Here is a 25,326-nt window from a genome sequence, read left to right as displayed (position 1 = left end):
ATCTTAGCAGCCATGAACTTTAATAACTATACCATCAAGGCACAGGAGGCCGTGCAGAAGGCCACTGAAATTGCCGGGGGCAATCAGCAGCAGGCCATTGATACGGGCCACCTGCTAAAGGGCCTCTTCCAGAGCGACGAGAATGTGCTGTCGTTTCTGGCTAAGAAGCTGGGTGTGAACCTAAATATCCTCACGCCCCGCCTCGATACTATTGTAGCCGGCTATCCGAAAGTAAGCGGCGGTTCGCCGTACCTCTCCAACGAAGCGGCCGCCGCTCTGCAGCGCGCTACCCGCTTCCTGAAGGAGTTTGACGATGAATATGTGTCGGTAGAACACCTGCTACTGGGTCTGCTAGGCGGCAAAGACGCCGTGGCTACCCTGATGAAGGACGCCGGCTTCAATGAGAAAGACCTGAAAGCGGCCATTAAGGAGCTGCGCGGGGGCCGCAAGGTGACCAGCCAGACAGCCGAAGACCAATACCAGAGCCTCAACCGCTACGCCCGCAACCTCAACGAGCAGGTGCGGACCGGCAAGATGGACCCGGTAATCGGCCGCGACGAAGAAATCCGCCGCGTACTGCAGATTCTGAGCCGCCGCACCAAGAATAATCCCGTCCTGCTCGGGGAGCCAGGCGTTGGTAAAACCGCCATTGTGGAGGGCCTAGCCCAACGCATCGTGGCCGGCGACGTGCCTGAGAACCTGAAAGACAAAGTCATTATGTCGCTGGACATGGGCTTGCTCATTGCCGGTGCCAAATACAAAGGCGAGTTTGAGGAGCGCCTCAAGTCCGTCATCAAAGAAGTAACCGACTCGGAAGGCCAGATCATTCTGTTCATCGACGAGATGCACACGCTGATTGGCGCTGGTGCGGGAGGCGAGGGCGCTATGGACGCGGCCAACCTGCTCAAGCCCGCTTTGGCCCGCGGCGAACTGCACTCCATTGGCGCTACTACCCTTAAGGAGTACCAGAAGTACATCGAGAAGGACAAGGCGCTGGAGCGCCGTTTCCAGGCGGTGATGGTAGATGAGCCGACCATTGAAGACGCCATTAGCATTATGCGCGGCATTAAGGAAAAGTACGAGCTGCACCACGGCGTCCGGATTACTGACGACGCTGTAATTGCCGCCGTAGAGCTCAGTTCGCGCTACATCACCGACCGATTCCTGCCCGACAAGGCCATCGACTTGATGGACGAAGCCGCCGCTAAGCTGCGCATCGAGCTGAACTCTATGCCCGTGGAGCTCGACGAAGTACAGCGCCGCATCATGCAGCTGGAAATCGAGCGTGAAGCCATCCGCCGCGAGGAAAACGTGGACCGGGAGAACGTGCTCAACAAGGACATTGCCGACCTCTCCAGCCAGCGCGACGCCTTGAAGGCGCAGTGGGAAAACGAGAAGTCGGTGCTGACCAACATCCAGGAGCAGAAAGAGGCCATTGAGCGCTTCAAGGTGGAAGCCGAGCAAGCCGAACGCCAGGGCGACTACGGCCGCGTGGCGGAGCTGCGCTACGGCAAGATCCAGGAAGCCGAAGCCAAACTGAAAACCCTGCAGGACGAAGCCAACGCCAACAAAGACGGCGGCCACATGCTGCAGGAGGTAGTGACCCACGAGGACATTGCCGAGGTAGTGGCCAAGTGGACCGGCATTCCGGTAAGCAAAATGCTGCAATCGGACCGCGAAAAGCTGTTGAACCTGGAAACCGAGCTCGGCAAGCGAGTAGCTGGCCAGAGCGAAGCCATTGGGGCTATTTCGGATGCTGTACGCCGTTCGCGGGCTGGTTTGCAAGACCCTAAGCGCCCAATTGGCTCGTTTATCTTCCTGGGTACAACCGGCGTAGGTAAAACAGAGCTGGCCAAGGCTTTGGCCGAGTACTTGTTCAACGATGAAAACAGCATGGTTCGCATCGATATGAGCGAGTACCAGGAGCGCCACGCCGTATCGCGCCTGATTGGAGCGCCTCCGGGCTACGTGGGTTACGACGAAGGCGGTCAGCTGACCGAGGCCGTACGCCGCAAGCCGTACTCGGTGATTCTGCTCGACGAAATCGAGAAGGCTCACCCCGATGTATTCAACATCTTGCTGCAAGTGCTCGATGATGGCCGCCTCACCGACAACAAAGGCCGGGTGGCAAACTTCAAGAACACCATCATCATCATGACCTCCAACACGGGTGCCGACATCATTCAGCGCAATTTCAAAGAGCTGAACGAGTACAACCACGACGAAGTGGTGGACCGCACCCGCGAGGAAGTAGTAGAGCGCCTGAAAGGCCACATGCGCCCCGAGTTCCTGAACCGCATCGACGAAATTGTGATGTTCCAGCCGCTCAAGCGCAAGGAAATCCGCCGTATCGTGGACATCCAGTTCCGACAGATTCAGCAGCGCCTAGAAGAAGCCGGCATCCGTCTGGAAGCCACCGACGAGGTACTCGACTTCCTCGGCGAGCAAGGCTTCGATCCGCAGTTCGGTGCTCGCCCCTTGAAGCGTGTATTGCAGCGCTTGGTACTCAACGAGCTGTCGAAGGACATCTTGTCGGGCCGCGTGAGCAAAGACGCCGTGGTGGAAGCCGTGCTCGAAGACGGCCAGATCCGCTTCCTGAACGTGGACGTGGAAATTCCGGGTGTGTAATTCGGTTTATCACGCACATAAAGCATTCTAAATCTAAAAGCCCCGCCATCCCACCCTGGCGGGGCTTTTTTCTTTTCTACCTACTACAACCACTTATGAAAGACTTTAAACAGTTCCTCCGAATGGTAGGCTTGGTGGCCATGCTGTTGCTAGCTGCGGCGGGTGTTGGGCTTACCGGAGCCGCTCCTATCCATCAGAAGCGCGAGCGGTTCATTGATACCGAACCCAAAACCGAGCAGGTAGATGAGAAGAAGCAGGAAGACAAACAACAGTTGCCGCAGGAGTAGTCGGGCCTGATTAAGCTAAACCAGAATGCATAAAAAAGCCCCACCGACTTTATGCCAGTGGGGCTTTTGGTACGACAGCATGTGTTATTTCGTTTTACGAGCGGCCCGCTGCTGTTCCTTGAGCTTCATCATGTGCAATTGCTGCATGATGGTAACGCGCATAATAGCCGCGTTTGCAAAATACACGGGCTTCAGCTTACGCCGCCATTTAGCTGGAATGGGCTTACCAGCCTCGTAATTGCGCTGGATCTGCTCGAGATTGTCGCGGCTGTAGGTGGACAAACGAACAACCATCCCGCTTATACCACCTATCATCAAAGGTATTCCTACTGCGTATTGCCAGGAATCGGGTGGTATATCCCGGGTTTTGATGCCGTTGACAGCTTCCTCTCCAGGCTGCACAAATGCTAACCCTAGCGGCGCAACGGGCAACCACCACCACGTGTTGGATCGTTTTTTGGCAAACAGGCAAACCAGCGCGCCTGTAGTATCGGCTACCGTTGCGCTAGGCTCGTAGTGCGACAGGTACCACTTACCAAACTTGGTCGGAATGGAATCGGGTGCTGCGGATTGTGAGACAATGGGAGCCGGCGCAATGTTTTGCCCTAGCACCGGAATAGCCAGCAGGGCCAGTGTACTCGCAACAAGTATACGTTTGAACATTAGAAGGACAGCTTACGGTAATACTTTTAAAAATCTTGAAGAAGTGTACCTGGCACTTGATAAGTAACCACCGATTCAGAACCTATAAGGAAGTAGATGGGAGTATAAGGGCAACATGGTGTTGCATTGCTGAGGCAGGGTCCGCTTCACTTAAAATTTCTCTTGCCGAGGAACGCCCTACTGGCTTAGCGCTAGTAGGGCGTTTTACTTACTGAAGGCGTCTTACAGCACGAAGTATTTCCTTTTTAGTCGACGGCTGACGTAAGGAGGTAGCAGTTTGCCCTGCTCGTATACACTTAGCGCAGCTGTTTCTTTCTCGTGATTGAAACGCACTAGTTTACTGATACCAATAGCAGTGGGCACCCCACCAACCACACCTACACTCATAACCTTACCTGCGGTGTTTCCGCCCGTATCACTGTCGGCCGACGCTGCGCCAACGCGCACAATTGAAAGGAAGCCAATGGCGGTCCAAACCCATCCACCTGTGCGGCGCTTGTGGAAAAGTTGCCGCACTGCTTGCACGGTATCTGCGTGTGTATAAGTAGCTTTGGAAGGTGTGCCGACAACTGCAGTGCTTGCAGCAGGTTGTTGTGCAAGGGCGCTAGTGCCTAGTCCTAGAGCTAGGCAAGTAATAAGTACTTGTTTTTTCATGCTAATGACGCAGCGCTAAGACAGCCACTGCGCAGTGTGCTTAAATAATTGGAAAAAAGGACAAAATTCAGATCAAATCTACTATATACCGCCGACTTTATACTATTCTAATTTAATTGTCCTATTTATTTAAGTATAGCAGTCGTCTTGTATAAGATCTTGTCAAAATCTAACTCATCAGTGCGGAAGAAAATCAATCTGGGTTGCTCATAAAGGCTGTTAAGCGCACTCTCATTAGCTAACTGCCGTAGTATGAGCGCAGTGAATAGGTAAGCAGTGGCTCAAACCTGTCAACTGGTTCCGAGTTTAGGAGTACTATTACACACGCAGATAGTGCCATTCTTGTTTGGTTACTTCCTGCTGATGCGCGTATAGGTAGCAGTCTGATTTGTTGGCCCTTAACCTCCCCTTCTATGTCCCACTCTTTCTCTTTCAACCCAATTAAACGGTTTGCGCTGCCCCGAATCATTCGCTTAGCAGTTGTAGCAGTAGGTATTGGTGGTTTGCTGCCCGGTTGCGTTGACGATGATGGCAACATTTCCTTCCCTATTGCACCTTCCAGAATCAGAGTAGCGCAAGCTGGCGTATCGCCTGAAGGAGTGCAGTACGATGAGTTAAACCGGCGCTTTCTGGTTAGCTCTCGCACCCGCGGACGTATTGGCGCCGTGAAAGACGATAGTACCTATACCGTGTTTGCAGATGATCCGCGGCTGGTTTCTACCATCGGCCTGAACCTCGACCTCACACGTAATCGGCTGCTGGCGGCGGTGTCCGACAATGGAGCTAACACCACCCGCTCCACCCCTGCCACTCTTCGTCGTTTGGCAGGCCTGGCTATTTTCAACTCCAACAATGGCAACCTCACTCGGTACGTGGATCTTGGCGCGTTGCGGCCCAACCAGAACCACTTCGCCAATGACATAACCGTCGACTTGGAAGGCAACGCGTACATCACCGACAGTGCTTCGCCTATTATTTACAAGGTTGATCCGCAGGGAAATGCAACGGTGTTTCTGGAAGACCCACAGTTGAGCGGCGGCACTGGTTTCGGCTTGAATGGCATTGTGTTTCACCCGGCGGGTTTCTTACTAGTGGCCAAGTCCAACGACGGCACCCTCTTCAAGGTACCACTCAACAACCCTGGCGGCTTCACCCGGGTAACCAGCAACCAGAATTTGGTAGGCGCGGATGGCCTATTGCTGCTTGCTCCGCAAACGCTGCTAGTGGTATCGGGTAGCCAAACCAGCGTGTTCCGGTTGGTTAGCAACGATAACTGGGCTTCGTCTTACAACTCGGGCACTTTCGCTACGGGTCCCGTCAGCCCAACTACCATCACGCGCCGCAACCTGACGGATGCCTACGTGCTGTATCCTTACCAAAGCACCTCCCCTTTCTTCGAAATTGTCAAAGCCCGCTTCTAGTCAACCTTCTTTTTCGGCCTGATATACTAGAAAGCTTAGCCGACTACTTCTTTCGTACTAGTCATAGCTAACACCGAGAAGCCTCTTCAGTTACCTACTGAAGAGGCTTCTGCTTTTGATTTCTGCTGCCGCTTGGTGGAATACTATCTGCGTTCATGACAACGCACTCTGCACAGTTGGGCATATGAAATCAAGCCAACCCTACTTGCTTGGTCTAAACTCACTAATTGCAATCAGCAAAAGGGCTGACGGCTAGCTCTGCCGGGGCTTTATTATTTCAACCTAAGAATGCTTGCCACTGCGGCGTCCGTAGCTCGACCTAAGTGAACTTGCTTGGCTTGTGTAGATTTGCGCCATGTCGGTATTTCAAACCTACCTCCAGCTCGGCTTCTACCACATCTTCAATTTGCGGGCCCACGACCACATCGTGTTTCTGCTAGCGCTGTGCGCACCATACGTACTGCGCGACTGGCGGCGGGTGGTGGCGCTGGTTACGAGCTTCACGGTTGGCCATTCGCTCACGCTGGCGTTGGCTACTATGGGTTTCGTGCAGTACAACCCCAAGCTGATCGAGATATTGATACCGGTGACCATTCTGCTCACCTGCCTGCTGAACACCACAGAGCTGGGCCGCACTGGGGAGCGGTTGCCTACCCGCCGGCGGCCGGAGCCTATCGTACTGGCGTGGCCTAACCTACTGGCAGCTGTATTTGGGTTGATTCATGGCTTAGGTTTCTCTAGCTATCTGCGCGAGTTGCTGGGTCGGCAGAGCCGGCCGGTGCTGGAGCTTCTGGCATTCAATGTGGGCGTGGAGCTAGGGCAACTACTCATTGTCAGCATCATCTTGTTGCTAGGCTTTGTGGTGTTGCGCATTGTCGGGGCGGCCCGCCGCGACTGGCTGCTGTTCGTGACCGGTGCTGCCGCCGGCATTGCCACCGTGCTGCTGCTAGAGCAACTAACGTCGTGATGCCGGGCGTCAGTTTATTATGCTGGCGAAGTGAATTCCTAGGCGCACGCTACTGTTGCTCCCAGCAATACGCACTGAGTTGGGTACCAAGCTAGTGCATCCAACCATGATACTCTTGTGCAACGCCAAGCTTGGCGTTGAGTCCTTGACGAATCGGGTGGTAGATTTCTCGTAAATTTACTTTTCGGTCACTTGCACTACCGTCTTCTGCAACTACACTTAACTTATGACCAAAATCTTACTGCCAGCCGCCAGCCTTGCTTTGTTGCTGGCCGGGCCGGCACTGGCTCAGACCACCAACTCCGGCACCGATAAGTTCGCGCAGCTTGGCACTGAGTTGCCTACGCCCAACTCGTATCGTACGGCTTCGGGCGCACCTGGCGTCGATTACTGGCAGCAGCGCGCCGACTACAACATCCGCGTAAAGCTCGACGACAACACCCAGTCTATTACGGGTTCCGAGGATATCACCTACACCAACCTCTCGCCGGATGTACTGACTTACCTGTGGGTGCAGCTCGATCAGAACATCATGGACAAAAACTCCATCACCACGGCCACGCAGGTCGGGCAGATTCAGGAGCGGATGTCATTTCAGGCACTGGATTACTTGCAGCGCAGCGAGTTTGACGGCGGCTTCAAGATCACGAAGGTGGAGTTGAAAGGTGGCAAGGCGCTACCGCACGTTATCAACCACACCATGATGCGGGTGGACTTGCCCACGCCCTTGCGGCCCCGGCAGTCGGTTACGTTCAGCTTGGCGTGGAACTACAACATCAACGACCAAACCAAAATCAACCAACGTAGCGGCTACGAATTTTTCCCCGAGGACAAAAACTACCTCTACGAAATAGCGCAGTTCTACCCGCGCATGGCTGTCTACTCCGACAATCAGGGCTGGCAGCACAAGCAGTTCCTTGGCAACGGCGAATTTGCCTTGCCCTTCGGCGACTACCGCGTGAGCATTACGGCCCCTGCCGACCACATAGTGGGTGCTACGGGTACGCTGCAAAACGCCTCGGAAGTGTTGTCAGCACGGCAGCGGCAGCGGCTGGCCCAAGCGGCAAACGCCAAGAAGCCAGTGCTGATTGTGACGCCGATGGAAGCCGAGCAGGCCGAGCAGAGGCGCGCCGGTGGCACCAAGACTTGGACCTACACTGCCAAAAACGTGCGCGACTTTGCCTGGGCTTCGTCGCGGAAGTTCATCTGGGATGCCATGGGCATCAAGCAGGAAGGCGTGCCCGTGATGTGTATGAGCTACTACCCGAAAGAGGGCAACCCGCTGTGGGGCAAGTACTCGACGGAGGTAGTGGCGCACACCATCAAAACCTACTCGAAATTCACGATTCCCTACGCTTACCCCGTGGCTATTTCGGTGCACGGGCCAGTGGGCGGCATGGAGTACCCCATGATTTGCTTTAACGGCGGCCGCCCCGAAAAAGACGGCACCTACACCGCCGACCGGAAATACGGAATGATTTCGGTGATTATCCACGAAGTGGGCCACAACTTCTTTCCGATGATTGTGAACTCCGACGAGCGGCAGTGGACCTGGATGGACGAAGGCCTGAACACCTTTGTGCAGTTCCTTACCGAGCAGGAATGGGAGCGCAACTATCCTTCGCGCCGCGGCGAGCCCAAGAACATTGTGGACTACATGCGCACCGGCAAAAACCTGCAAACCCCGATTATGACCAACTCGGAATCGGTGTTGCAGTTCGGACCAAACGCCTATGCCAAGCCCGCTACTGGCCTCAACATTCTGCGCGAGACCATCATGGGTCGTCAGCTTTTCGACTATGCGTTCAAAGAGTATGCGCGCCGCTGGGCCTACAAGCACCCTGAGCCCGCCGACTTCTTCCGCACCATGGAAGACGCCTCCGGCACCGACCTCGACTGGTTCTGGCGCGGTTGGTTCTACACCACCGACCATACCGACCTGGCCCTGGAAGCTGTGAAGTGGTATAAAGTTGATTCCAAGAACCCGGAGCTGGAAAACACTGCCAAGCGCCAACAGCTCAACAGCGCGCCGCAAACTCTCTCGCAGCAGCGCAACCTTCAAGACATCAAGAAAACCTTGGTGGACGAGAAGCCCGACCTGAAGGACTTCTACAACAACTACGATCCGCTGGCCACCACCGATGCCGACAAGCAGCGTTACCAGCAATTTGTGAAGGCTCTCTCGCCCGAGCAGCAGCAGCGCCTGAACGCTGGTCTAAATTTCTATGAGCTAAGCCTGAAGAACTTAGGCGGCCTCACGATGCCTGTCATCGTGCAGATGACCTACGAAGATGGCAAGCAGGAAGTGGTAAATATTCCGGCCGAAATCTGGCGCAAAAACAACGCCGAGGTAACCAAGGTCTTCATCACCGATAAGCCTGTAGTAAGCTTCGCGCTGGACCCCTACCTGGAAACTGCTGACACCGACCTAAGCAACAACTCCTGGCCGCAGAAAGCCTCGCCTTCGCGCTTCGAGTTGTTCGAACAGCAGCAGCGCAGTCAGCCAAACCCGATGCAGCAGCAAACCTCTATGCAGCAAAAGGAGCAGAAGCCCGGCAGCAGCACCAGCGGTGCCGGTGGCACCAACTAAGCAAACGAATTTCAAGATTCGAGCTAAAAGCGCCTGACCGTGGTCAGGCGCTTTTTTATTGTCTGTATTGCAACCTTACTGTGCGTGCACTGCTCTCCACATAGAGTCCTGAACTTACTTATCCCATGAAAAAAGCTCTCCTCATTATAAGTACGGTGCTTCTTGCGCTTGGCAATCAAAGCTGTGAAAAGGAGGTCGATACGCCCTGTGTGGCAGGCACACTGCTAGGCACTACTTGCACTGGCGGATATTTAATCCAAGTAGACACCACTTCTCAGCATACTATCGGTGAGGCAGTTGCCTTCCAGGGCGATTCAGGAAGTAAGCTACCAGGACCGGCAGCCAAGTTTAGAGTTTATAATAACGTGATTGTGACGCACACCGCTTTGCCGGCGAATATGCAACGTGGACAAAGGTTTTACTTTCAGTACGAGCCTGGTTCAGATGCGAATTTTGGAGTCTGCACAGCCAACGTCTATTGGTACCAAGCCCCTCAATACAATGTGCTTGGCATCTCAGATACGTCTTGCTCAGGGCTTCTGCCAGAATAACTTTTATTGTAGCTTGTCGCCTCCAACAAACCTCTTTCAGTATGGGACTACTCGACGGCTTACTCGGCAACGCGTCTGAAAACGACGCCCAAGAAATTCAGCAAGAATTGACGCACCTATTGGCCAATGGCGAGCGAGTGGAGAAAGCCTACTCCGTTATCCGCGACTTGCTGGTGTTCACCAACAAACGCCTGATTCTGGTAGACAAACAGGGCGTAACCGGCAAAAAGGTGGAGTATCTCAGCGTACCCTACCGTAGCGTAGAGCGGTTCTCGATGGAAACCACCGGCCACTTCGACCTGGAGTCGGAGTTGAAAATATGGGTCCGCGGTCAAACCGACCCCATCAGCAAAAACTTCCGCGACGACAAGAGCATCCGTGACGTGAACCGTACTTTGGCCGACTACGCTTTGTAATTGCTGGAATAGGCTTGCAACTTTTGAGGCCAGAGCGGCATCTTCCAAGTAAATGCCGCTCCCTCTTTTCAAGCTTATTTATGCTATTCCATCGTATTAGCAGCTATCTATTCTGCACCCTGCTTTTGTGTGCTTGGCAGTGCGAAGACTCCGAGCCGGAACCGACGCCTGACTGCATTCAAGCAAACGTAATAGGACCCGATTGCCATGCTGCCAGCGGCCGTATGGGCTACTATCTGCGCTTGGAGCGTCCTGTGGCGGAATCGACTACGCAGGTCAACCCCACAACTGGTGCTACGGAGTACATTATCAAGGCTATCAATGTGCCTGCTACCTATCAGCAAGCCGGCGCTACCTTTTTCTGCACGGTACGCCAAGCCACAGATACGGAGTTGGCGGCTATAGGACCCCGAACTGCCATTTGCTCGCAAGCTGGCCCGTTTGCGTATCTGGAAAACGTCAGTAATACTGCTTGCACTACCAAATAGTTACTTCCTGTTCAGCAAAAAGCGCCGCAGTTGAAGTCAACTGCGGCGCTTTTGTTTTTGGTGTTTCAAGATCATCCGACTACTTGCGCGTCCGGAGCAGGTACGGAAGGATTGTACTGCGGAGTTTGGGCGTTTTGCTCGGCCGTGACTTTGCCTTTATCTTCTTTGAAGTCGGAACGCTTGTATGGACGGATAATCAGACGCAGAGCCCGGTCGGAGCTGGCATAGCTGAAGGCCCAGTCGATAAGCGTCACAACTTTGTTGCGGAAACCAACCAGCGTCATCAAGTGCACAAACAACCAGGTCAACCAGCCCAAAAACCCACTGAAGTGCTTGCTACCGGGCAAGTCAACGACGGCGCGGTTGCGGCCCACAATGGCCATACTGCCTTTGTTGAAGTACTTGAAATCCACGGGTGCTTCGCCGCGGAGCAGCCGCTTGAAGTTGTCGGCTAGCTGCTCGGCTTGCTGGATGGCTACGGGCGCAAGCATGGGGAAGCCACGAGGCATGTCGTCGGTGACCATGCTAGCCACGTCGCCGATGGCGTACACGTTGGTTTGGCCTTCCACGCGGTTCCAGCGGTTCACCTTGATGCACTTGTTGCGGGCAATAACGTCGCCCGGCAGGCCGGGCACTTCGTTGCCGTTCACACCGGCGGCCCAAATCAGGTTTTCGGTTCGAATGAACTCCGTGTCGGATATATAGGCCTTGCAATCCTCGAAACGCTTCACGGGTGTGTTGAGGCGTACGTGCACGTTCATGCTGTCGAGGTAGCGCTTGGCTTTATCCTGCGCAAACTTCGACATGGGCCCTAGCACCGCCGGGCCTGCTTCCATCAGATAGATTTCCATCTGCTTCAGGTCCAGCTCCGGATAGTCCTTGGGCAGCACATCCTTGCGCATCTCGGCCAACGAACCTGCAATTTCAACACCGGTCGGGCCACCGCCCACAATCACCACGTTGAGCAGCGCCTGCCGCTCTTCAGGATTTTCCTTCAGCAGCGCTTTTTCGAAGTTTTGGAACAGATAGCTGCGCAAGTTCAGCGCGTTCGGAATGCTCTTAATCTGCATGGCATTCCGCTCGATGCTCTCAATACCAAAGAAGTTGGTGAGCGAGCCGGTAGCCAGCACGAGGTGGTCGTATTGTATCTCGCCGATGCTAGTCACCACGATGTTACGGGCCGTATCGACGCGTTGCACCGATGTCATGCGGAAAAAGAAATTCTTCTGGGCCGCAAAAATCTTCCGGATTGGGTAGGCAATACTATCGGCCTCCAAGGCACCGGTGGCTACCTGGTAGAGCAACGGCTGGAAGTTGTGGTAGTTGTTGCGGTCGATGACCACTACTTGTACGGGGGCATCCGCGAGGTCTTTGGCGAGCCGCAGCCCGGCAAAGCCGCAACCCACAATAACAATGCGCGGCTGCGAGGTCTGAGGTATGTTAGTATCCATTTCGAGTAGACAAAGTCAAACACTTGCTTTACCGCGAAACGGAGCTTGGGGTTGCCTAAAGTGTGTAGCTGAACAGCTGAGTATCTGCACGAAATAGCCCCTGGCCCGGATGCATGTTTCGTCCGAGCCAGGGGCTATTTCGTGCAGATGCGAAGCGGCTACCTAATAATCCTCGCCTTCCTTCTTCTTGAATTCGCCGTCCTTCACCTGCTTAATGAGTTGCAACCAGCTAAAGGGGTTCAGCAGCGGGTTGTTGCTTTGCAGCGAAGGCCCCAAGCCCATGCGCCGCTGCTGCTCTAGCTGCTGCATCTGCATGGTCTGGCGGTAGTTGCCCATGCTCGTAACCGGGGCGTTATTGAAGATACGGCGCAGGATGTCTTCGTTCAGGTTTTCGGCGGCACTGGTGCCCCGCTCTTTCGGCAGCTTCAGCGCTAGAAAAGCCTCCTTAAAGGCTTTTTCGGTGGTATAAGGGAAGATGCGGACTTCGGGCAGTACGGTGGCGTCTTCGCGCAGCGTCACAATAATAGAGTAACTATCGCGCTGGTAATCGGGCGGAATAACCACGTACTGATTGCGGTAGCCCAAGCTGCGAATGATGATGCTGTCGCCCGTTAGCACGGGTATCGAAAAGTAGCCGTACGCGTTAGTGGCGGTACCACGACCGGCTTTGGGTACAAATATGGTGGCACCGGGCACACCCAGCAGCGAATCGCCGGTGGCCACAATGCCCGTGAACTGCACCACGCGCGCCTGGCCCTGGGCCCGCGCAGCTGTCGGGGCTAGTCCGGCTAGGAGCAACAAGCAGATAGCCAGTGAAAAATAAAAGCGAACTACTACAGACATACAACGAATTACAGACTACAAGTATACGGCTTCTTTGGGGGTCGCTGCCGCGTTTACCGTAAATTTGCTACGGCCCACGACGGGCCGCTTCCCCTGCCCCTCGTCTAAAGATGCGCCTCAAACACTTCAGCGTTGCATTTGGCCACCAACTATTTAAAGCTTTTGGCGACGAAAGCCGGGTGCGCATTCTGCACTTGCTTTGGCGCAACCAAGAAATGTGCATCTCCGACCTGGAACAGGTGCTTGACTTCACCCAAACCAAAACGTCGCGTCAATTATTGTACCTCAAAAATGCAGGTTTGGTGAACTTCCGGCGTCTCGACAATTGGATATTCTACTTCATTGAGGGCGAAGGCACCGAACTGGTGCAGCAACTGTTAGGCTACATGGAGCGCGACCCCCAGCTCGTGCGCGACCAGCAGATTTATCAAACGCTCTGGTCGAACCGGGAGTTGGCTGCGTATAAGTTGCAAAACCGCCGCTGGACTGGTACTCCGACTGAACACTAACTGCTCTAGGTGGTTTGTCTAGGCATCTGTTCTACCAAATTTCGGCCGGTTCCGTTCCCACCATCCGTTGCTTACCCGTTAGATGTCAGTGATTCATTTGTTTGTGTGCAATGCCCAAAAAACCGAAGTCGGCAAAGAAGTAGCTCGGGCCCTAAAGATTGAGCTGAAGAAGCAGGACCTGAAGTCGGTGGTGCGCAAGGGCGAGAAGCACAAAACCCGCGTGCAAACCTGCAGTTGTCTCGACCAGTGCAAACACTGCAAAAAGGGCTCCGGCGCGGCCATGGTCATCTACCCGGAGGGCATTTGGTACGGCGTCGTAAAGCCCAAAGATGCCGCCGACATTGTGCGCGAACACCTCGGCGAAAACCACCCCGTCAAGCGTTTGTTGCTAGACGGGATATAGGCTAAGTCAAGCAAGCGACGTATCGCCCACTCTTTTATTAATACCTCTGCCACGTGAAACCGTACCGCCACCTCTTCTTCGACCTCGACCATACGCTGTGGGACTTTGAAACCAATGCCAACGAAACGCTACGGCATTTGTACGAGCACCACGACATGGCTCGTTTCGGTGCGTTCACGGTAGACGAGTTCATCCGGGTGTATAGTGACATCAACCACGGCTTGTGGCGGTTGTATCAGAGCAACAAAATCACGCAGCAGCAACTGCGCGCCACCCGCTTCCCGCGCACCTTCGTGAAACTAGGTTTGCAGGAAGCCGATGCGCCGACGGGACTTTCCGAGCAGTTCACCGATATTTTGCCGCAGAAGTCGGCTGTGTTTCCGTTCACGTTTGAAGTGCTTGACTATTTGAAGCCGAAGTACGCGCTACACCTGATTACCAACGGTTTCCGCGACATGCAGTACACCAAGCTCGATTCGGCGGGCCTCACCAGTTACTTCAAAGAAATTATTACCTCGGAGTGCTGCGGCCACCTCAAGCCTGACTGCCGCATTTTCGAGCACGCTTTGGAGCGGACCGGCGCCAAAGCCACCGAGAGCTTGATGATAGGTGACAACCTGGAGTGCGACGTGCTGGGCGCCCACAACGCTGGCATCGACCAAGTATACTTCAACCCTGAAAAGCGCCGCCACTTCGCCCAAACCACCTATGAAATAAGCTGTCTAAGTGAGTTAAAGTCGTTTTTGTAAGGGTTGCAATGCGCTTAGCCAATTGAAATCTGCTGACTTTTGCCGCCGATGATACAGTTGATTGGCTTTTCGGGTCGCCGGGGTAGCGGCAAAGACACAGTAGCACACCTGATACAACAGTTGCAACCGGAGCGGCAGTGGCACATTCGCTCGGTAGGCGAGCCAATCAAGGCGGTTTGTGCTGCTCTGGCGGGCGAAGAGGTAGCGCCTTACTTCTCCCAACAAGGTAAAACGGAGCTTCTTCCTGCTTTCGGCCGTACCCGCGGCGAGATGCTCCAACAAGTAGGCCTGGCCCTACGGCAATGGGAGCCCGATATTTGGGTGCAAGCCTTCTTCTCGCAATTGCCTCCCAATCAGTACATTCTTATCCCGGATGTGCGCTTTCCCAACGAAGCAGACCTAATCCGTAGTCGTGGCGGCCTGATGGTTCGTGTTGAAGGCGACCCACTGCAACAGCGTGGCGACGGCACCCGCGACGACAGCCACCCAAGCGAAACAGCGCTGGACCATTACCCATACTTTGCCGCTTCCTTGCACAACACAGGTTCGTTTACCGACTTAGAGCAGCAAGTAAAGGAATTGTTAAATCTTTTATAGGTTAAATCGAGCGGTTCGCAGTACATGCCGGCCGGCTTAGATTTCACCCAAAAGTCTCGTTAAGCACTATAGCTGATATAATAAGCTGATTTTGTAATTCTTATAGAGGAGCCGCATCCTGCTTTTCACTCTATTATCCACTGTATTTCCTTATAAAGCACTTTGAGGCTTTCATCAAAGCTATTGGTTATGGATTCCAAAAAGTGAGCATTTTCCTTAATAGGTAGGGAAAGGAAGCTTTGCTCCTACTTGTTTGCTTGATTTTGATAATTTCTATAAAAAATATGGCCCATTAATTGAGGGCATTCTATTCATGCTACTATTAGTTCTCTGCAAACTCAAGAGTAGTTGCATTTTTCATATTGCTTACTTCTACTAAGAGCAACTTATCGAAGTAGATAGTAAGATGCGTTTTCAAGTGAAATGCGTTTGTTAAATTTCTTAGATCAGATATACTTTTCATGCAGCTTTTTATATGTAAAACATTGTATGTCAAATTATAGGATTTAGCTTTCCTACCAACAAATAGTATTCTTGCACTTCTATGATATAACATAAAGAGTATTCATTAAATCTTCATAAAAGCGTTTCGATATAGCAAACCCTTAATAGCTCCACGATATATGTATAATTATTTTAATAATATTGATATTTTTGGCAATGAGTACTTGAAATCTCACAAATTATCTTCTATTTTTAATAAAAATTAAACCGTGTTACATAATAGCTCTTATCTACGTATTAGCACTGTTTGCTTCCTACTACCAACACGAACTTCCTAATACCACACTTTCCTACTTCTACACCTGTTGCCATGGTATCATCCCTTTTAGCGGGCGAATCCACTGCCCGCGTTCGGAAGAAACGCAGTGCTATTATCTCCTCACCTGTAGAAAAATCTCTTGTAACCATTGTTATTCCTATCCATAAGGAAGAGCCGTCGGAACTAGAAAAGATTTCACTGGCGCAGGCGTTGTCTGTGTTATCGCAGTATCATATCACGTTCATGGCCCCTACCTGGCTCAACACAAGCTGGTACGAGGCCTACTGCGAGGGCAAAGCACAAGTGTTTTTTGAGCGATTCGAGTGGCGCGGCTGGCAGGCTTTCGCTGAACTGATGGTTGCCCCAGTATTCTACCAGCGTTTCCTAGCTTACGAGTATATGTTGCTTTACCACCTCGATGCCTTCGTCTTCCGCGACGAGCTCGAGGAATGGTGTGCCCTCGACCACGATTATATCGGGGCCGTTATTTACAATGAAGGTTATATCCGACCTAAAACGTTTCTGCGGGGCATTATCGGCTATAATTGCCCAAGTTATGTGGGGGCTGGTGGCTTCTGCCTGAAGAAAACGAGTACGTTCTACCGCATCACCTCCGAGCACAAACGCTACATCGATTTTTTCCTCTGGCTCAACAAGAAGCGTAACCGCATCTTCCTCGACGACTTGTTCGTCTCGATGCACTTCCCTAAGCTCGAGGCTAATTTCAGCATTCCTTCCAACGAAGTAGCCGAGCACTTCGGGGCCGACTACAACAACTGGGAAGAAGACAAGCTGCCGTTTTCTAACCAAGACAACAGCACCCTGCCCTTCGGCGTGCACGCCTGGATTCAGTACAACCCTGAGTTCTGGAAGCCTTGCATCCGTCGCTACGGCCATGTGCTATAAGTGACTTTTATAGGAAACCGGCTTGCTAAGATTGAGAGGATATTAGACAGCAACTAGTATAAATTTCTAAGTACCTATCAGATTAACTTTACCCACAGCGATACGCACAGCATCTATTCTTAGCCGTGTATACATGATTATGGCATAGCAGACAGCGCTATATATACTGTCTGCTATGCCATAATCATGTATACACGACAATACGTATTGCTCTCACTGCTTCTTGTTAGCCAAAACAATAGCTGAGTTACCGCTCCACTACGCCCTATTACCAGCAACAGGAGCTACTTGCGGCTCGAAAGAGGGAGTACCACCACTTACTAATCGAGGCCAGCCATCCACATACTCTAGGCGGTCCAGCAGCATGATTCGGCGAGAATATCCTTGGTCTGCATCAATTGCATCGAACTTGGGCTGCCGGGGATCAATAGCGTGGTAAGCCAGCCAGTCCTGCCCGGCATCGTCCGTTACGACACAGTTGTGCCCTGGGGCGTGCCAATGTTCGTTGCCTTCGAGTAGCATAGCGTAAGGATCATCGAGAGCTTCGGCTAGAGTCTCGAAGGGCCCGGTGGCAGCGCGGGAGCGAGCTACTAGCACCCCATAATGGGCATCGTCGCCGCAGCAGTTGTTGCCGGAGTAAAAGAGGTAGTACCACCCGTCGCGCAATACCACCCAACTCCCCTCTATCAATTGGTCATAGCGTTTGGGGTCGCCGGCACCGGCTGGCTGTATCAGGATATGCGTTTCACTGTTGGCAGCAAAAGAAATTCGGTCTTCCGCTAGCTCACGCACCATCAACGGCCCGAAGCCGGAGCCCCAATACAGCAGCCGCTTACCGGTTGCCGGGTCGTCTAAGGCCATGGGGTCGATGTTGAGGAAGCTAAGACCACAATGCAGCGGGTGGCCAATGTCGGTGAAGGGACCAGCCGGCGAATCGGCGGTAGCTACGGCTAAGCAAAGGCCCTCATCGGCATCGGGCAGAGCAGAGTAGTATAGGTAGTAGCGGCCTTCATGCTCGCTTACATGCGGGGCCCAAAGTTTTTGAGTGGTGCTGGCCCATGCGGGCTTTACCGGCAATGCATCATTTAGATACTCCCACAACACCAAATCAGCGGAGCGGGCTACTTGCATGTTGATGATGGCCCCTTGGCGCTTAGTTTGGGTACCATAGGCGTAGTACCAGCCGTCGGAAGCACGAATGATGGTAGGGTCTGGAAAATCGTCGTCCCAAATAGGATTGGTATAAGTGGCTGTGGGCATACTGGCTATTGTGGTGTCAGGTATGCTGAAGAGTACGGATAGTGTATTGCCTAAGGTTGAGACAAACGATAAGCACAGGTTGAAATACACATCATAGCTTGCTGCGCGTATCATTTCTGCTAGGTGGCTACCTTTGCTGCCCCCTCCTTGTCAGAAACCACAAATCAGCAACTAGCAACACCACCCATGTCGAACGCCTTTTTCAACGTCCCCGCGCCCGTCAATGAACCCGTTAAAGGGTACGCGCCCAACTCGCCGGAGCGCCTAGAGCTACTCAAAGCCATAAAGGAGCTCAAACAGGTGCAGCGCGACATACCCATGTACATTGGTGGACAGGAAGTCCGCACTGGCAACACCAAAGACATCAACCCGCCTCACGACCACCAGCATCTGCTCGGTCAGTTTCATGAAGGCGACGCCTCGCACGTGACGCAAGCCATTGACGCTGCTCTAGCTGCCCGCGCCAATTGGGCAGAGATGCCGTGGGAGCATCGGGCTTCTATTTTCTTGAAAGCGGCTGAATTGTTGGCAGGTCCTTACCGGGCCCGCATCAACGCGGCTACCATGTTAGGGCAAAGCAAGAATGCCTACCAGGCAGAAATTGACGCGGCTTGCGAGCTGATCGACTTTTTCCGCTTCAACGTGCATTACATGCAGGAGATTTACAAGCAGCAACCCGCTTCGGCGCCGGGCATGTGGAACCGCCTGGAGCACCGGCCGCTGGAAGGGTTTGTATTCGCCCTCACCCCTTTCAACTTCACGTCTATTGCCGGCAACCTGCCTACTTCGGTGGCTATGATGGGCAACGTGGTGGTATGGAAGCCTGCGTACACGCAAATCTATTCGGCGCAGGTACTGATGGAGCTGTTCAAAGAAGCGGGCGTGCCCGATGGCGTTATCAACCTAATTTATGTGGACGGCCCCGTAGCTGGCGACGTTATCTTCTCTCACCCCGATTTCGCCGGCATTCACTTCACGGGCTCGACGGGTGTGTTCCAGCAAATCTGGAAAACCATCGGCCAGAACATCAGTACTTACAAGACCTACCCGCGCATCGTGGGTGAAACGGGCGGCAAAGACTTCATCTTGGCTCACCACTCGGCTCATCCGCGCCAAGTAGCCACTGCCATTACCCGCGGCGCTTTCGAGTTTCAGGGGCAGAAATGTTCGGCCGCCAGCCGGGCCTACATCCCGAGCAATATGTGGGATGAGGTGAAAGGCTACCTGCAGGAAGATTTGAAGTCCTTCAAAATGGGCGACGTCGAAGACTTCTCAAACTTCATCAATGCCGTTATTAGCGAAGCGTCCTTCGATAAGCTAGCTCGTTACATTGATGCCGCCAAGCAAGACGAAAGCCTCGACATTATTGCCGGCGGCAACTACGATAAGTCGAAAGGCTACTTTATCGAGCCCACAATCATCGTGACCAAAAACCCGCAGTACGTGACCATGTGCGAAGAGCTATTTGGCCCCGTCCTCACGCTCTACGTCTACGACTCGCAAGACTTCGAGAAGACACTGGACCTGGTGGATGGCACTTCACCGTATGCCCTGACCGGCGCCGTCTTCTCGCAAGACCGCTATGCCATCGACCTAGCGTCGAAGCGCCTTGTGAATGCAGCCGGCAACTTCTACATCAACGACAAGCCAACCGGCGCAGTAGTTGGCCAACAGCCCTTCGGTGGCGCCCGCGCTTCCGGCACCAACGACAAAGCTGGCTCTATCCTGAACCTGCTGCGTTGGGTGTCGCCGCGCGCTATCAAAGAAACCTTCGTGCCACCCGTTGATTACCGCTATCCTTTCATGGGTGTGGAAACTGGCGAAAACCTGAACGTCACGGGTCAAGGCGGATTCTAAGTTGTGAGTTGATAGGTAGAGAAAGCCGCTTCAGATTCCTGAAGCGGCTTTTTTCTTTATGTCATTTCTCCAAAAACTGGCGGCGGTGCTTCTAATTGAACCTCTATTGGTTTGCTGGCGTCAGGTATTCACCGACTAGTTAACGGCATGTTCAGGCCCGAACTTGTTCTATAGCAAACTGACTAGGTTTCACTGTAGAAAGCATCCTTTCCGTTGCTGCCTGATTTCACCTTTGTTCCGCCCGCTTTTCGCGTTACCTTTGCCCTTCAACGCCGTTCTCGAACGGCCTTTTCCCGTTGATGTCTATGCTTCTCGCTGTAACTACCAATTATCAGCCGCAGGACTTTCTGCCCATCATCGTGCAGTTTGGGCTAGCGGTTGCTTTCGTGGCCTTTGCCATGATTACGTCTCACCTGTTAGGTCCGCGCCGCAAGAGCGTGGTGAAGGATGAAGCGTTTGAGTGCGGTATCGAATCGGTGGGCAATGCCCGCACCCCGATTTCGGTGAAGTACTTCCTTACAGCCATCCTGTTTGTACTCTTCGATGTGGAGGTCATCTTCATGTATCCTTGGGCGGTGAACTTCCGGGCCTTGGGTTCCGACGGCTTCATTGAAATGGTGGTGTTCCTGGCACTGCTATTGGCGGGCTTCGGCTACGTCATCAAAAAAGGTATTTTACGCTGGAACGAGGCGTAAGCAAGCAAACCTTTATTGGCTGGCTGGTGTTGGCAAAGAGAGGTTTATGCTCCTTTAATCTGACTTTCACTCATGGATAATAGAGTTCCTGAAATCAAAATGACGGATGCGCCGGATGGTCTCGAAGGAGCCGGCTTTTTCGCTACGTCGCTGGAGAAAGTAGTGGGTATTGCCCGCGCCAACTCGCTCTGGCCCCTGCCCTTTGCTACCTCATGCTGCGGCATCGAGTTCATGGCCACTATGGGTGCCCGCTACGACATTTCACGCTTCGGTTCGGAGCGTCCAAGCTTCTCCCCCCGGCAGGCTGACCTGCTGATGGTGATGGGTACGATTGCCAAGAAAATGGCGCCCATCGTGAAGCAGGTGTACGAGCAGATGGCCGAGCCCCGGTGGGTACTGGCTATGGGTGCTTGCGCTTCCTCAGGTGGTATCTTCGATACCTACTCAGTGCTGCAAGGCATCGACCGGATCATTCCGGTTGACGTGTACGTGCCCGGTTGCCCACCCCGCCCCGAGCAAGTGCTCGACGGCTTGATGCGTGTGCAGGACTTGGCTAAGAACGAATCTATCCGCCGCCGCAACTCGCCTGAATATCAAGCCCTCCTGGCTTCTTACAACATCAAATAGACCACAGACATTGCGCATAGAAAGGCGAGACGCTTGCAATCCTTTGCTTACCCTCGCCTTTCTGTGCTCACTTCTACCGCTAAATGGCTGACCCAACCGTAGAATCACCCGACGCTCAGGAAACCGCTGCCGAACTTGATCCGGCTGCGCAGAAGAACAAGCAGTTGCTTGACCTTCTGTATCGTTTGTTTGGACAAGACGCTTTCACTGATGTGGAAGAGCCCTACGGCTTCCTGACCGTCACGACCGCGCGGGAGCGAATTCACGACATCATTGCCGGCCTACAGCAAGACCAGGAGTTGCAGCTCAACTTCTTGACTACCATGTGTGGCATGCATTGGCCGGAACGCAAAGACCAGGAACTAGGCATGGTGTACATGCTGCACAGCTTGGTGCACAATATCCGCCTGCGGTTGAAGATCTTCTTCCCTATCGGCGACCCGCACGTGCCCACTATGACCGACCTCTACTCCACCGCCAACTGGATGGAGCGCGAGGCCTTCGACTTCTTCGGCATTATTGCGGTTGGACACCCCAACCTAATCCGCATTCTGAATGTGGAAGACATGGACTACCACCCCATGCGCAAGCAATACGCGCTAGAGGATGGTACCCGTGAAGACAAAACCGACTTATTCTTCGGCCGCTAGGCCCCGGATACCTATATCATGGCAGTAAACGACACGCTGGAAGGCACCCGCAAGATTGTTGAAGAGGCCGAAGAGCAACGGCCCAATCTTCATCCGCTTGCCCCAACTGTTAACGATTTCAACCAAGAGCTAACCACGCTCAACCTAGGGCCTACCCACCCTGCTACCCACGGCATCTTCCAGAACATTCTGCAGATGGACGGGGAGCGGATTGTGTCGGGGGTGCCTACCATCGGCTATATCCACCGCGCTTTCGAGAAGATTGCGGAGCGTCGGCCGTTCTACCAGATTACTCCCCTCACCGACCGGATGAACTACTGTTCGTCGCCCATCAACAACATGGGTTGGCACATGACAGTGGAGAAACTGCTCGGCGTGACCGTTCCGAAGCGTGCGCAGTACATGCGCGTGATTCTGATGGAACTGGCCCGCATCACCGACCACCTCATCTGCAATGGCATTTTGGGCGTGGACACGGGCGCTTTCACTGGCTTCCTCTACCTGATGGACGAGCGGGAGAAAGTGTATGAGATTTACGAAGAGGTAAGCGGCGCCCGCCTGACCACCAACATGGGCCGCGTAGGCGGTATGGAGCGCGACTTTACGCCGGTAGCTATTCAGAAGCTACGGGCTTGGTTGAAGTCGTTCCCGGCCGTGATGCGCGAGTTCGAGAAGATGTTCAACCGCAACCGCATCTTCATGGATCGGGTAGTGGATGTAGGCGGTATTTCTGCCGAGCGCGCCCTCAACTACGGCTTCACGGGCCCCAACCTACGCGCTGCCGGCGTCGACTACGACGTGCGGGTGATGAACCCCTACTCCAGTTACCAGGATTTCGACTTCGAAATTCCGGTAGGCACCAAGGGCGACACCTACGACCGGTTTATGGTGCGCAACGAGGAAATCTGGCAGAGCTTGCGCATTATCGAGCAGGCCTTAGAGAACTTGCCCGAAGGCCCATACCACGCTGATGCGCCGCACTTCTACCTGCCTCCCAAGCAGGCCGTGTACAAGAACATGGAGGCGCTGATTTATCACTTCAAGATCATCATGGGCGAAATTGACGCCCCAGTTGGTGAAGTGTATCACAGCGTGGAAGGTGGCAATGGCGAGTTGGGCTTCTACCTGGTTTCTGATGGAGGCCGCACGCCCTACCGCCTGCACTTCCGCCGTCCGTGCTTTATCTACTACCAAGCTTACACAGAAATGGTAGTGGGCCAGACCCTCTCCGACGCCATCGTGACCTTGTCGTCGATGAACGTAATTGCTGGCGAGCTGGACGCGTAGTTTTTGTTGATTTCAAGTAAGTACATGGAGACGACGAGCGTTAAGCCGCAATTTTCCGAAGCCGCTAAAGCGGAGATTGAGCGCATTTGTAAGCAGTACCCACCGGAGCGCCGCAAGTCGGCGTTGCTGCCGGTATTGCACATTGCGCAGGCCGAATTTGGCGGGTGGGTAAGCCCCGAGGTGCAGGATTTAGTGGCCGAGGTTATCGGCATCAAGCCGATTGAGGTGTACGAGGTGTCATCTTTCTACACCATGTTCAACCTCAAGCCAGTGGGCAAGCACGTGCTGGAAATCTGCCGTACGGGTCCCTGCATGCTACGTGGCTCCGACGAGCTGACGGCTCACTTGGAGCGCATCACCGGTGCCAAAGTGAACGGTGCTACTTCTCCCGATGGCCTCTTCACGCTTAAAGAAGTGGAGTGCTTGGCTGCTTGCGGCTTTGCCCCCATTGTGCAGGTTCGGGAGAAGTACTACGAGCAGCTTGATACTCCGGCCGCAGTAGATGCTATGCTCACTGAGCTGCGCAACCAGGTGCATCGCCCGGCCTTGCCGTGGGAAGAAACCGGCTTGCCGAACGCCCTGGCTAACAATTAACGTCTTTCAGCCAACCGCTACAACCTATGGGACGCAAACTGCTGACCGAACATATTAACGTTGAAGGCATCGACACCTTGGAGGTGTACCGCAAACATGGCGGGTACCGCTCGGTGGAGAAGGCGCTGAAGACGATGACCCCCGATGAGGTGGTGGAAGAAGTGAAGAAGTCGGGCCTACGTGGGCGCGGCGGCGCTGGCTTCCCTACCGGTATGAAGTGGAGCTTCCTGGCCAAGCCAGAAGGCGTGCCGCGTTACCTCGTCTGCAACGCCGACGAATCGGAGCCCGGTACTTTCAAAGACCGTCAGCTGATGTCGAAACTGCCGCACTTGCTGGTGGAAGGCATGATTACGAGTTCGTACGCGCTTGGCGCAAACACCTCGTACATCTACATCCGTGGCGAATTGTTGTACGTGCTGCGCATTCTGGAGAAAGCCATTGCAGAAGCCTATGCAGCTGGCTTCCTCGGCAAGAACATCTTGGGCTCGGGCTACGACCTAGATTTGCACGTGCACCCCGGTGGCGGCGCGTATATCTGCGGTGAAGAAACTGCCCTGCTGGAATCCTTGGAAGGCAAACGCGGCAACCCACGCAACAAGCCACCATTTCCGGCTGTGCAGGGCCTCTATGCCCGCCCGACGGTAGTAAACAACGTGGAATCCATTGCTGCTGTCGTACCTATCATTAATGATGGTGGTGAGGAATACGCCAAGATTGGCGTGGGCCGGAGCACCGGCACCAAGCTGTTCTCGGCTTGCGGCCACCTCAACAAGCCAGGTATCTACGAAATCGAGTTGGGTTTGCCGGTTGAAGAATTCATCTATTCTGATGAGTACTGCGGTGGCATCTGGAAAGGCCGCGACCTGAAGGCAGTTGTAGCGGGCGGCTCGTCTGTTCCGATTCTGCCGAAGGACTTGATTCTGAAAACCGCTGCTGGTGAGCAGCGTCTCATGACGTATGAGTCGCTTTCGGATGGTGGTTTCGTAACCGGTACCATGCTGGGCTCGGGTGGCTTTATTGCCATGGACGAGACGACCTGCATCGTGCGCAACACCTGGAGTTTCTCCCGCTTCTATCACCATGAGTCGTGTGGGCAATGCTCGCCTTGCCGTGAAGGTACGGGCTGGTTGGAAAAAGTGCTACACCGCTTGGAGCACGGCCACGGCCACATGGAAGACATCGACCTGCTGGTGAGCGTGGCCAAGCAAATTGAGGGCAACACTATTTGCCCGCTTGGCGAAGCCGCTGCCTGGCCAGTGGCCGCCGCCGTGCGTCACTTCCGCGACGAGTTCGAGTGGCACGTAACGCACGCTAAGGAAGCCGCCCAACCCGGCGCGGTCTACCAAAGCAAGTCCGTGCTGGTATAGGTTTTATCTGTCATGCTGAGGAACGAAGCATACTATCACCGCTGCATTCCTCAGGTTTCATAAACAATGTGGCGCGAGTGTGACAAGGTGCTTTTACCTCGCT

25 protein-coding genes are annotated in these 25,326 nt (G+C 53.9%); 20 read left to right on the top strand and 5 right to left on the bottom strand.

The genetic code is table 11. From position 1 onward, the window contains the following. Positions 1-12 precede the first annotated feature (12 nt). Both clpB and P1X16_RS00525 read left to right on the top strand, forming a co-directional pair. Entirely contained in the window at positions 13-2,628 is a 2,616-nt protein-coding gene (gene clpB, locus P1X16_RS00530; RefSeq protein WP_277225345.1) for an ATP-dependent chaperone ClpB, read from the top strand. A 95-nt stretch (positions 2,629-2,723) separates the two neighbouring features. After that, positions 2,724-2,915 (top strand): hypothetical protein, encoded by a 192-nt coding sequence (locus P1X16_RS00525; RefSeq protein ID WP_277225343.1) that lies wholly within the window; start codon positions 2,724-2,726, stop codon positions 2,913-2,915. An 84-nt stretch (positions 2,916-2,999) separates the two neighbouring features. On the opposite strand, the gene P1X16_RS00520 is transcribed toward P1X16_RS00525, so the two are convergent. Both P1X16_RS00520 and P1X16_RS00515 read right to left on the bottom strand, forming a co-directional pair. Next, entirely contained in the window at positions 3,000-3,578 is a 579-nt protein-coding gene (locus tag P1X16_RS00520; protein ID WP_277225341.1) for a hypothetical protein, read from the bottom strand. A gap of 222 nt (positions 3,579-3,800) precedes the next feature. Continuing rightward, positions 3,801-4,232 (bottom strand): hypothetical protein, encoded by a 432-nt coding sequence (locus P1X16_RS00515; protein ID WP_277225340.1) that lies wholly within the window; start codon positions 4,230-4,232, stop codon positions 3,801-3,803. A 413-nt stretch (positions 4,233-4,645) separates the two neighbouring features. Here P1X16_RS00515 and P1X16_RS00510 point away from each other — a divergent pair, with 413 nt between their 5' ends. From P1X16_RS00510 to P1X16_RS00485, 6 genes are all read left to right on the top strand, one after another. Then, entirely contained in the window at positions 4,646-5,653 is a 1,008-nt protein-coding gene (locus tag P1X16_RS00510) for a hypothetical protein (protein ID WP_277225337.1), read from the top strand. Between the two features lie 355 nt (positions 5,654-6,008). After that, positions 6,009-6,620 carry a HupE/UreJ family protein gene (locus P1X16_RS00505; protein WP_277225334.1) on the top strand — a complete coding sequence of 204 codons (612 nt, stop codon included), beginning with the start codon at positions 6,009-6,011 and terminating at the stop codon, positions 6,618-6,620. Between the two features lie 226 nt (positions 6,621-6,846). After that, positions 6,847-9,210 (top strand): M1 family metallopeptidase, encoded by a 2,364-nt coding sequence (locus tag P1X16_RS00500; RefSeq protein ID WP_277225332.1) that lies wholly within the window; start codon positions 6,847-6,849, stop codon positions 9,208-9,210. Positions 9,211-9,335: 125 nt separating this feature from the next. Beyond that, complete coding sequence (locus tag P1X16_RS00495) at positions 9,336-9,761, top strand: hypothetical protein (RefSeq protein ID WP_277225330.1); 426 nt, start codon at positions 9,336-9,338, stop codon at positions 9,759-9,761. Between the two features lie 41 nt (positions 9,762-9,802). Beyond that, positions 9,803-10,177, top strand: a complete 375-nt coding sequence (locus P1X16_RS00490) for a PH domain-containing protein (RefSeq protein ID WP_277225328.1) — start codon at positions 9,803-9,805, stop codon at positions 10,175-10,177. Positions 10,178-10,401: 224 nt separating this feature from the next. Beyond that, positions 10,402-10,665 (top strand): hypothetical protein, encoded by a 264-nt coding sequence (locus tag P1X16_RS00485; RefSeq protein WP_277225325.1) that lies wholly within the window; start codon positions 10,402-10,404, stop codon positions 10,663-10,665. Positions 10,666-10,736: 71 nt separating this feature from the next. On the opposite strand, the gene P1X16_RS00480 is transcribed toward P1X16_RS00485, so the two are convergent. Then, complete coding sequence (locus tag P1X16_RS00480) at positions 10,737-12,116, bottom strand: NAD(P)/FAD-dependent oxidoreductase (protein ID WP_277225322.1); 1,380 nt, start codon at positions 12,114-12,116, stop codon at positions 10,737-10,739. 162 nt (positions 12,117-12,278) lie between these two features. After that, complete coding sequence (locus P1X16_RS00475; RefSeq protein WP_277225319.1) at positions 12,279-12,959, bottom strand: carboxypeptidase-like regulatory domain-containing protein; 681 nt, start codon at positions 12,957-12,959, stop codon at positions 12,279-12,281. Between the two features lie 110 nt (positions 12,960-13,069). Here P1X16_RS00475 and P1X16_RS00470 point away from each other — a divergent pair, with 110 nt between their 5' ends. The 5 genes from P1X16_RS00470 (at position 13,070) to P1X16_RS00450 (ending at position 16,886) form a co-directional block, all read left to right on the top strand. After that, complete coding sequence (locus tag P1X16_RS00470; RefSeq protein WP_277225317.1) at positions 13,070-13,468, top strand: metalloregulator ArsR/SmtB family transcription factor; 399 nt, start codon at positions 13,070-13,072, stop codon at positions 13,466-13,468. A gap of 82 nt (positions 13,469-13,550) precedes the next feature. Continuing rightward, positions 13,551-13,871 carry a (2Fe-2S) ferredoxin domain-containing protein gene (locus tag P1X16_RS00465; RefSeq protein ID WP_277225315.1) on the top strand — a complete coding sequence of 107 codons (321 nt, stop codon included), beginning with the start codon at positions 13,551-13,553 and terminating at the stop codon, positions 13,869-13,871. Positions 13,872-13,924: 53 nt separating this feature from the next. Then, complete coding sequence (locus P1X16_RS00460) at positions 13,925-14,620, top strand: YjjG family noncanonical pyrimidine nucleotidase (protein WP_277225313.1); 696 nt, start codon at positions 13,925-13,927, stop codon at positions 14,618-14,620. Between the two features lie 48 nt (positions 14,621-14,668). Then, the gene (locus P1X16_RS00455; RefSeq protein WP_277225311.1) at positions 14,669-15,217 is read left to right on the top strand and encodes a hypothetical protein; all 549 of its coding nucleotides are present in this window, start codon (positions 14,669-14,671) and stop codon (positions 15,215-15,217) included. Between the two features lie 814 nt (positions 15,218-16,031). Beyond that, the gene (locus tag P1X16_RS00450; RefSeq protein WP_277225309.1) at positions 16,032-16,886 is read left to right on the top strand and encodes a DUF5672 family protein; all 855 of its coding nucleotides are present in this window, start codon (positions 16,032-16,034) and stop codon (positions 16,884-16,886) included. Between the two features lie 258 nt (positions 16,887-17,144). Here the strand turns inward: P1X16_RS00450 and P1X16_RS00445 are convergent, their stop codons facing one another. Continuing rightward, positions 17,145-18,146 (bottom strand): glycoside hydrolase family 43 protein, encoded by a 1,002-nt coding sequence (locus P1X16_RS00445; RefSeq protein ID WP_277225308.1) that lies wholly within the window; start codon positions 18,144-18,146, stop codon positions 17,145-17,147. Positions 18,147-18,332: 186 nt separating this feature from the next. Here P1X16_RS00445 and pruA point away from each other — a divergent pair, with 186 nt between their 5' ends. The 7 genes from pruA (at position 18,333) to nuoF (ending at position 25,223) form a co-directional block, all read left to right on the top strand. Beyond that, positions 18,333-20,003, top strand: coding sequence for an L-glutamate gamma-semialdehyde dehydrogenase (pruA, locus tag P1X16_RS00440; protein WP_277225306.1), 1,671 nt, complete (start codon positions 18,333-18,335; stop codon positions 20,001-20,003). A gap of 305 nt (positions 20,004-20,308) precedes the next feature. Next, positions 20,309-20,698 (top strand): NADH-quinone oxidoreductase subunit A, encoded by a 390-nt coding sequence (locus P1X16_RS00435; protein WP_277225303.1) that lies wholly within the window; start codon positions 20,309-20,311, stop codon positions 20,696-20,698. A gap of 72 nt (positions 20,699-20,770) precedes the next feature. Next, positions 20,771-21,325, top strand: coding sequence for an NADH-quinone oxidoreductase subunit B (locus P1X16_RS00430; RefSeq protein WP_277225300.1), 555 nt, complete (start codon positions 20,771-20,773; stop codon positions 21,323-21,325). An 83-nt stretch (positions 21,326-21,408) separates the two neighbouring features. After that, positions 21,409-21,975 (top strand): NADH-quinone oxidoreductase subunit C, encoded by a 567-nt coding sequence (locus tag P1X16_RS00425; RefSeq protein ID WP_277225298.1) that lies wholly within the window; start codon positions 21,409-21,411, stop codon positions 21,973-21,975. Positions 21,976-21,993: 18 nt separating this feature from the next. Then, on the top strand, positions 21,994-23,262 hold the full coding sequence (locus P1X16_RS00420) for an NADH-quinone oxidoreductase subunit D (protein ID WP_277225296.1): 1,269 nt from the start codon (positions 21,994-21,996) through the stop codon (positions 23,260-23,262). Between the two features lie 24 nt (positions 23,263-23,286). Beyond that, positions 23,287-23,856, top strand: coding sequence for an NAD(P)H-dependent oxidoreductase subunit E (locus P1X16_RS00415; protein ID WP_206983104.1), 570 nt, complete (start codon positions 23,287-23,289; stop codon positions 23,854-23,856). A 26-nt stretch (positions 23,857-23,882) separates the two neighbouring features. Next, complete coding sequence (gene nuoF, locus P1X16_RS00410) at positions 23,883-25,223, top strand: NADH-quinone oxidoreductase subunit NuoF (RefSeq protein ID WP_277225294.1); 1,341 nt, start codon at positions 23,883-23,885, stop codon at positions 25,221-25,223. Positions 25,224-25,326 lie beyond the last annotated feature (103 nt).

This window comes from Hymenobacter sp. YC55, assembly GCF_029433095.1.
In the GTDB taxonomy this organism is placed as follows: Bacteria; Bacteroidota; Bacteroidia; order Cytophagales; family Hymenobacteraceae; genus Hymenobacter.
Note: the sequence above shows the minus strand (reverse complement) of the source record. Positions and strands in the feature narration are given on the sequence as shown.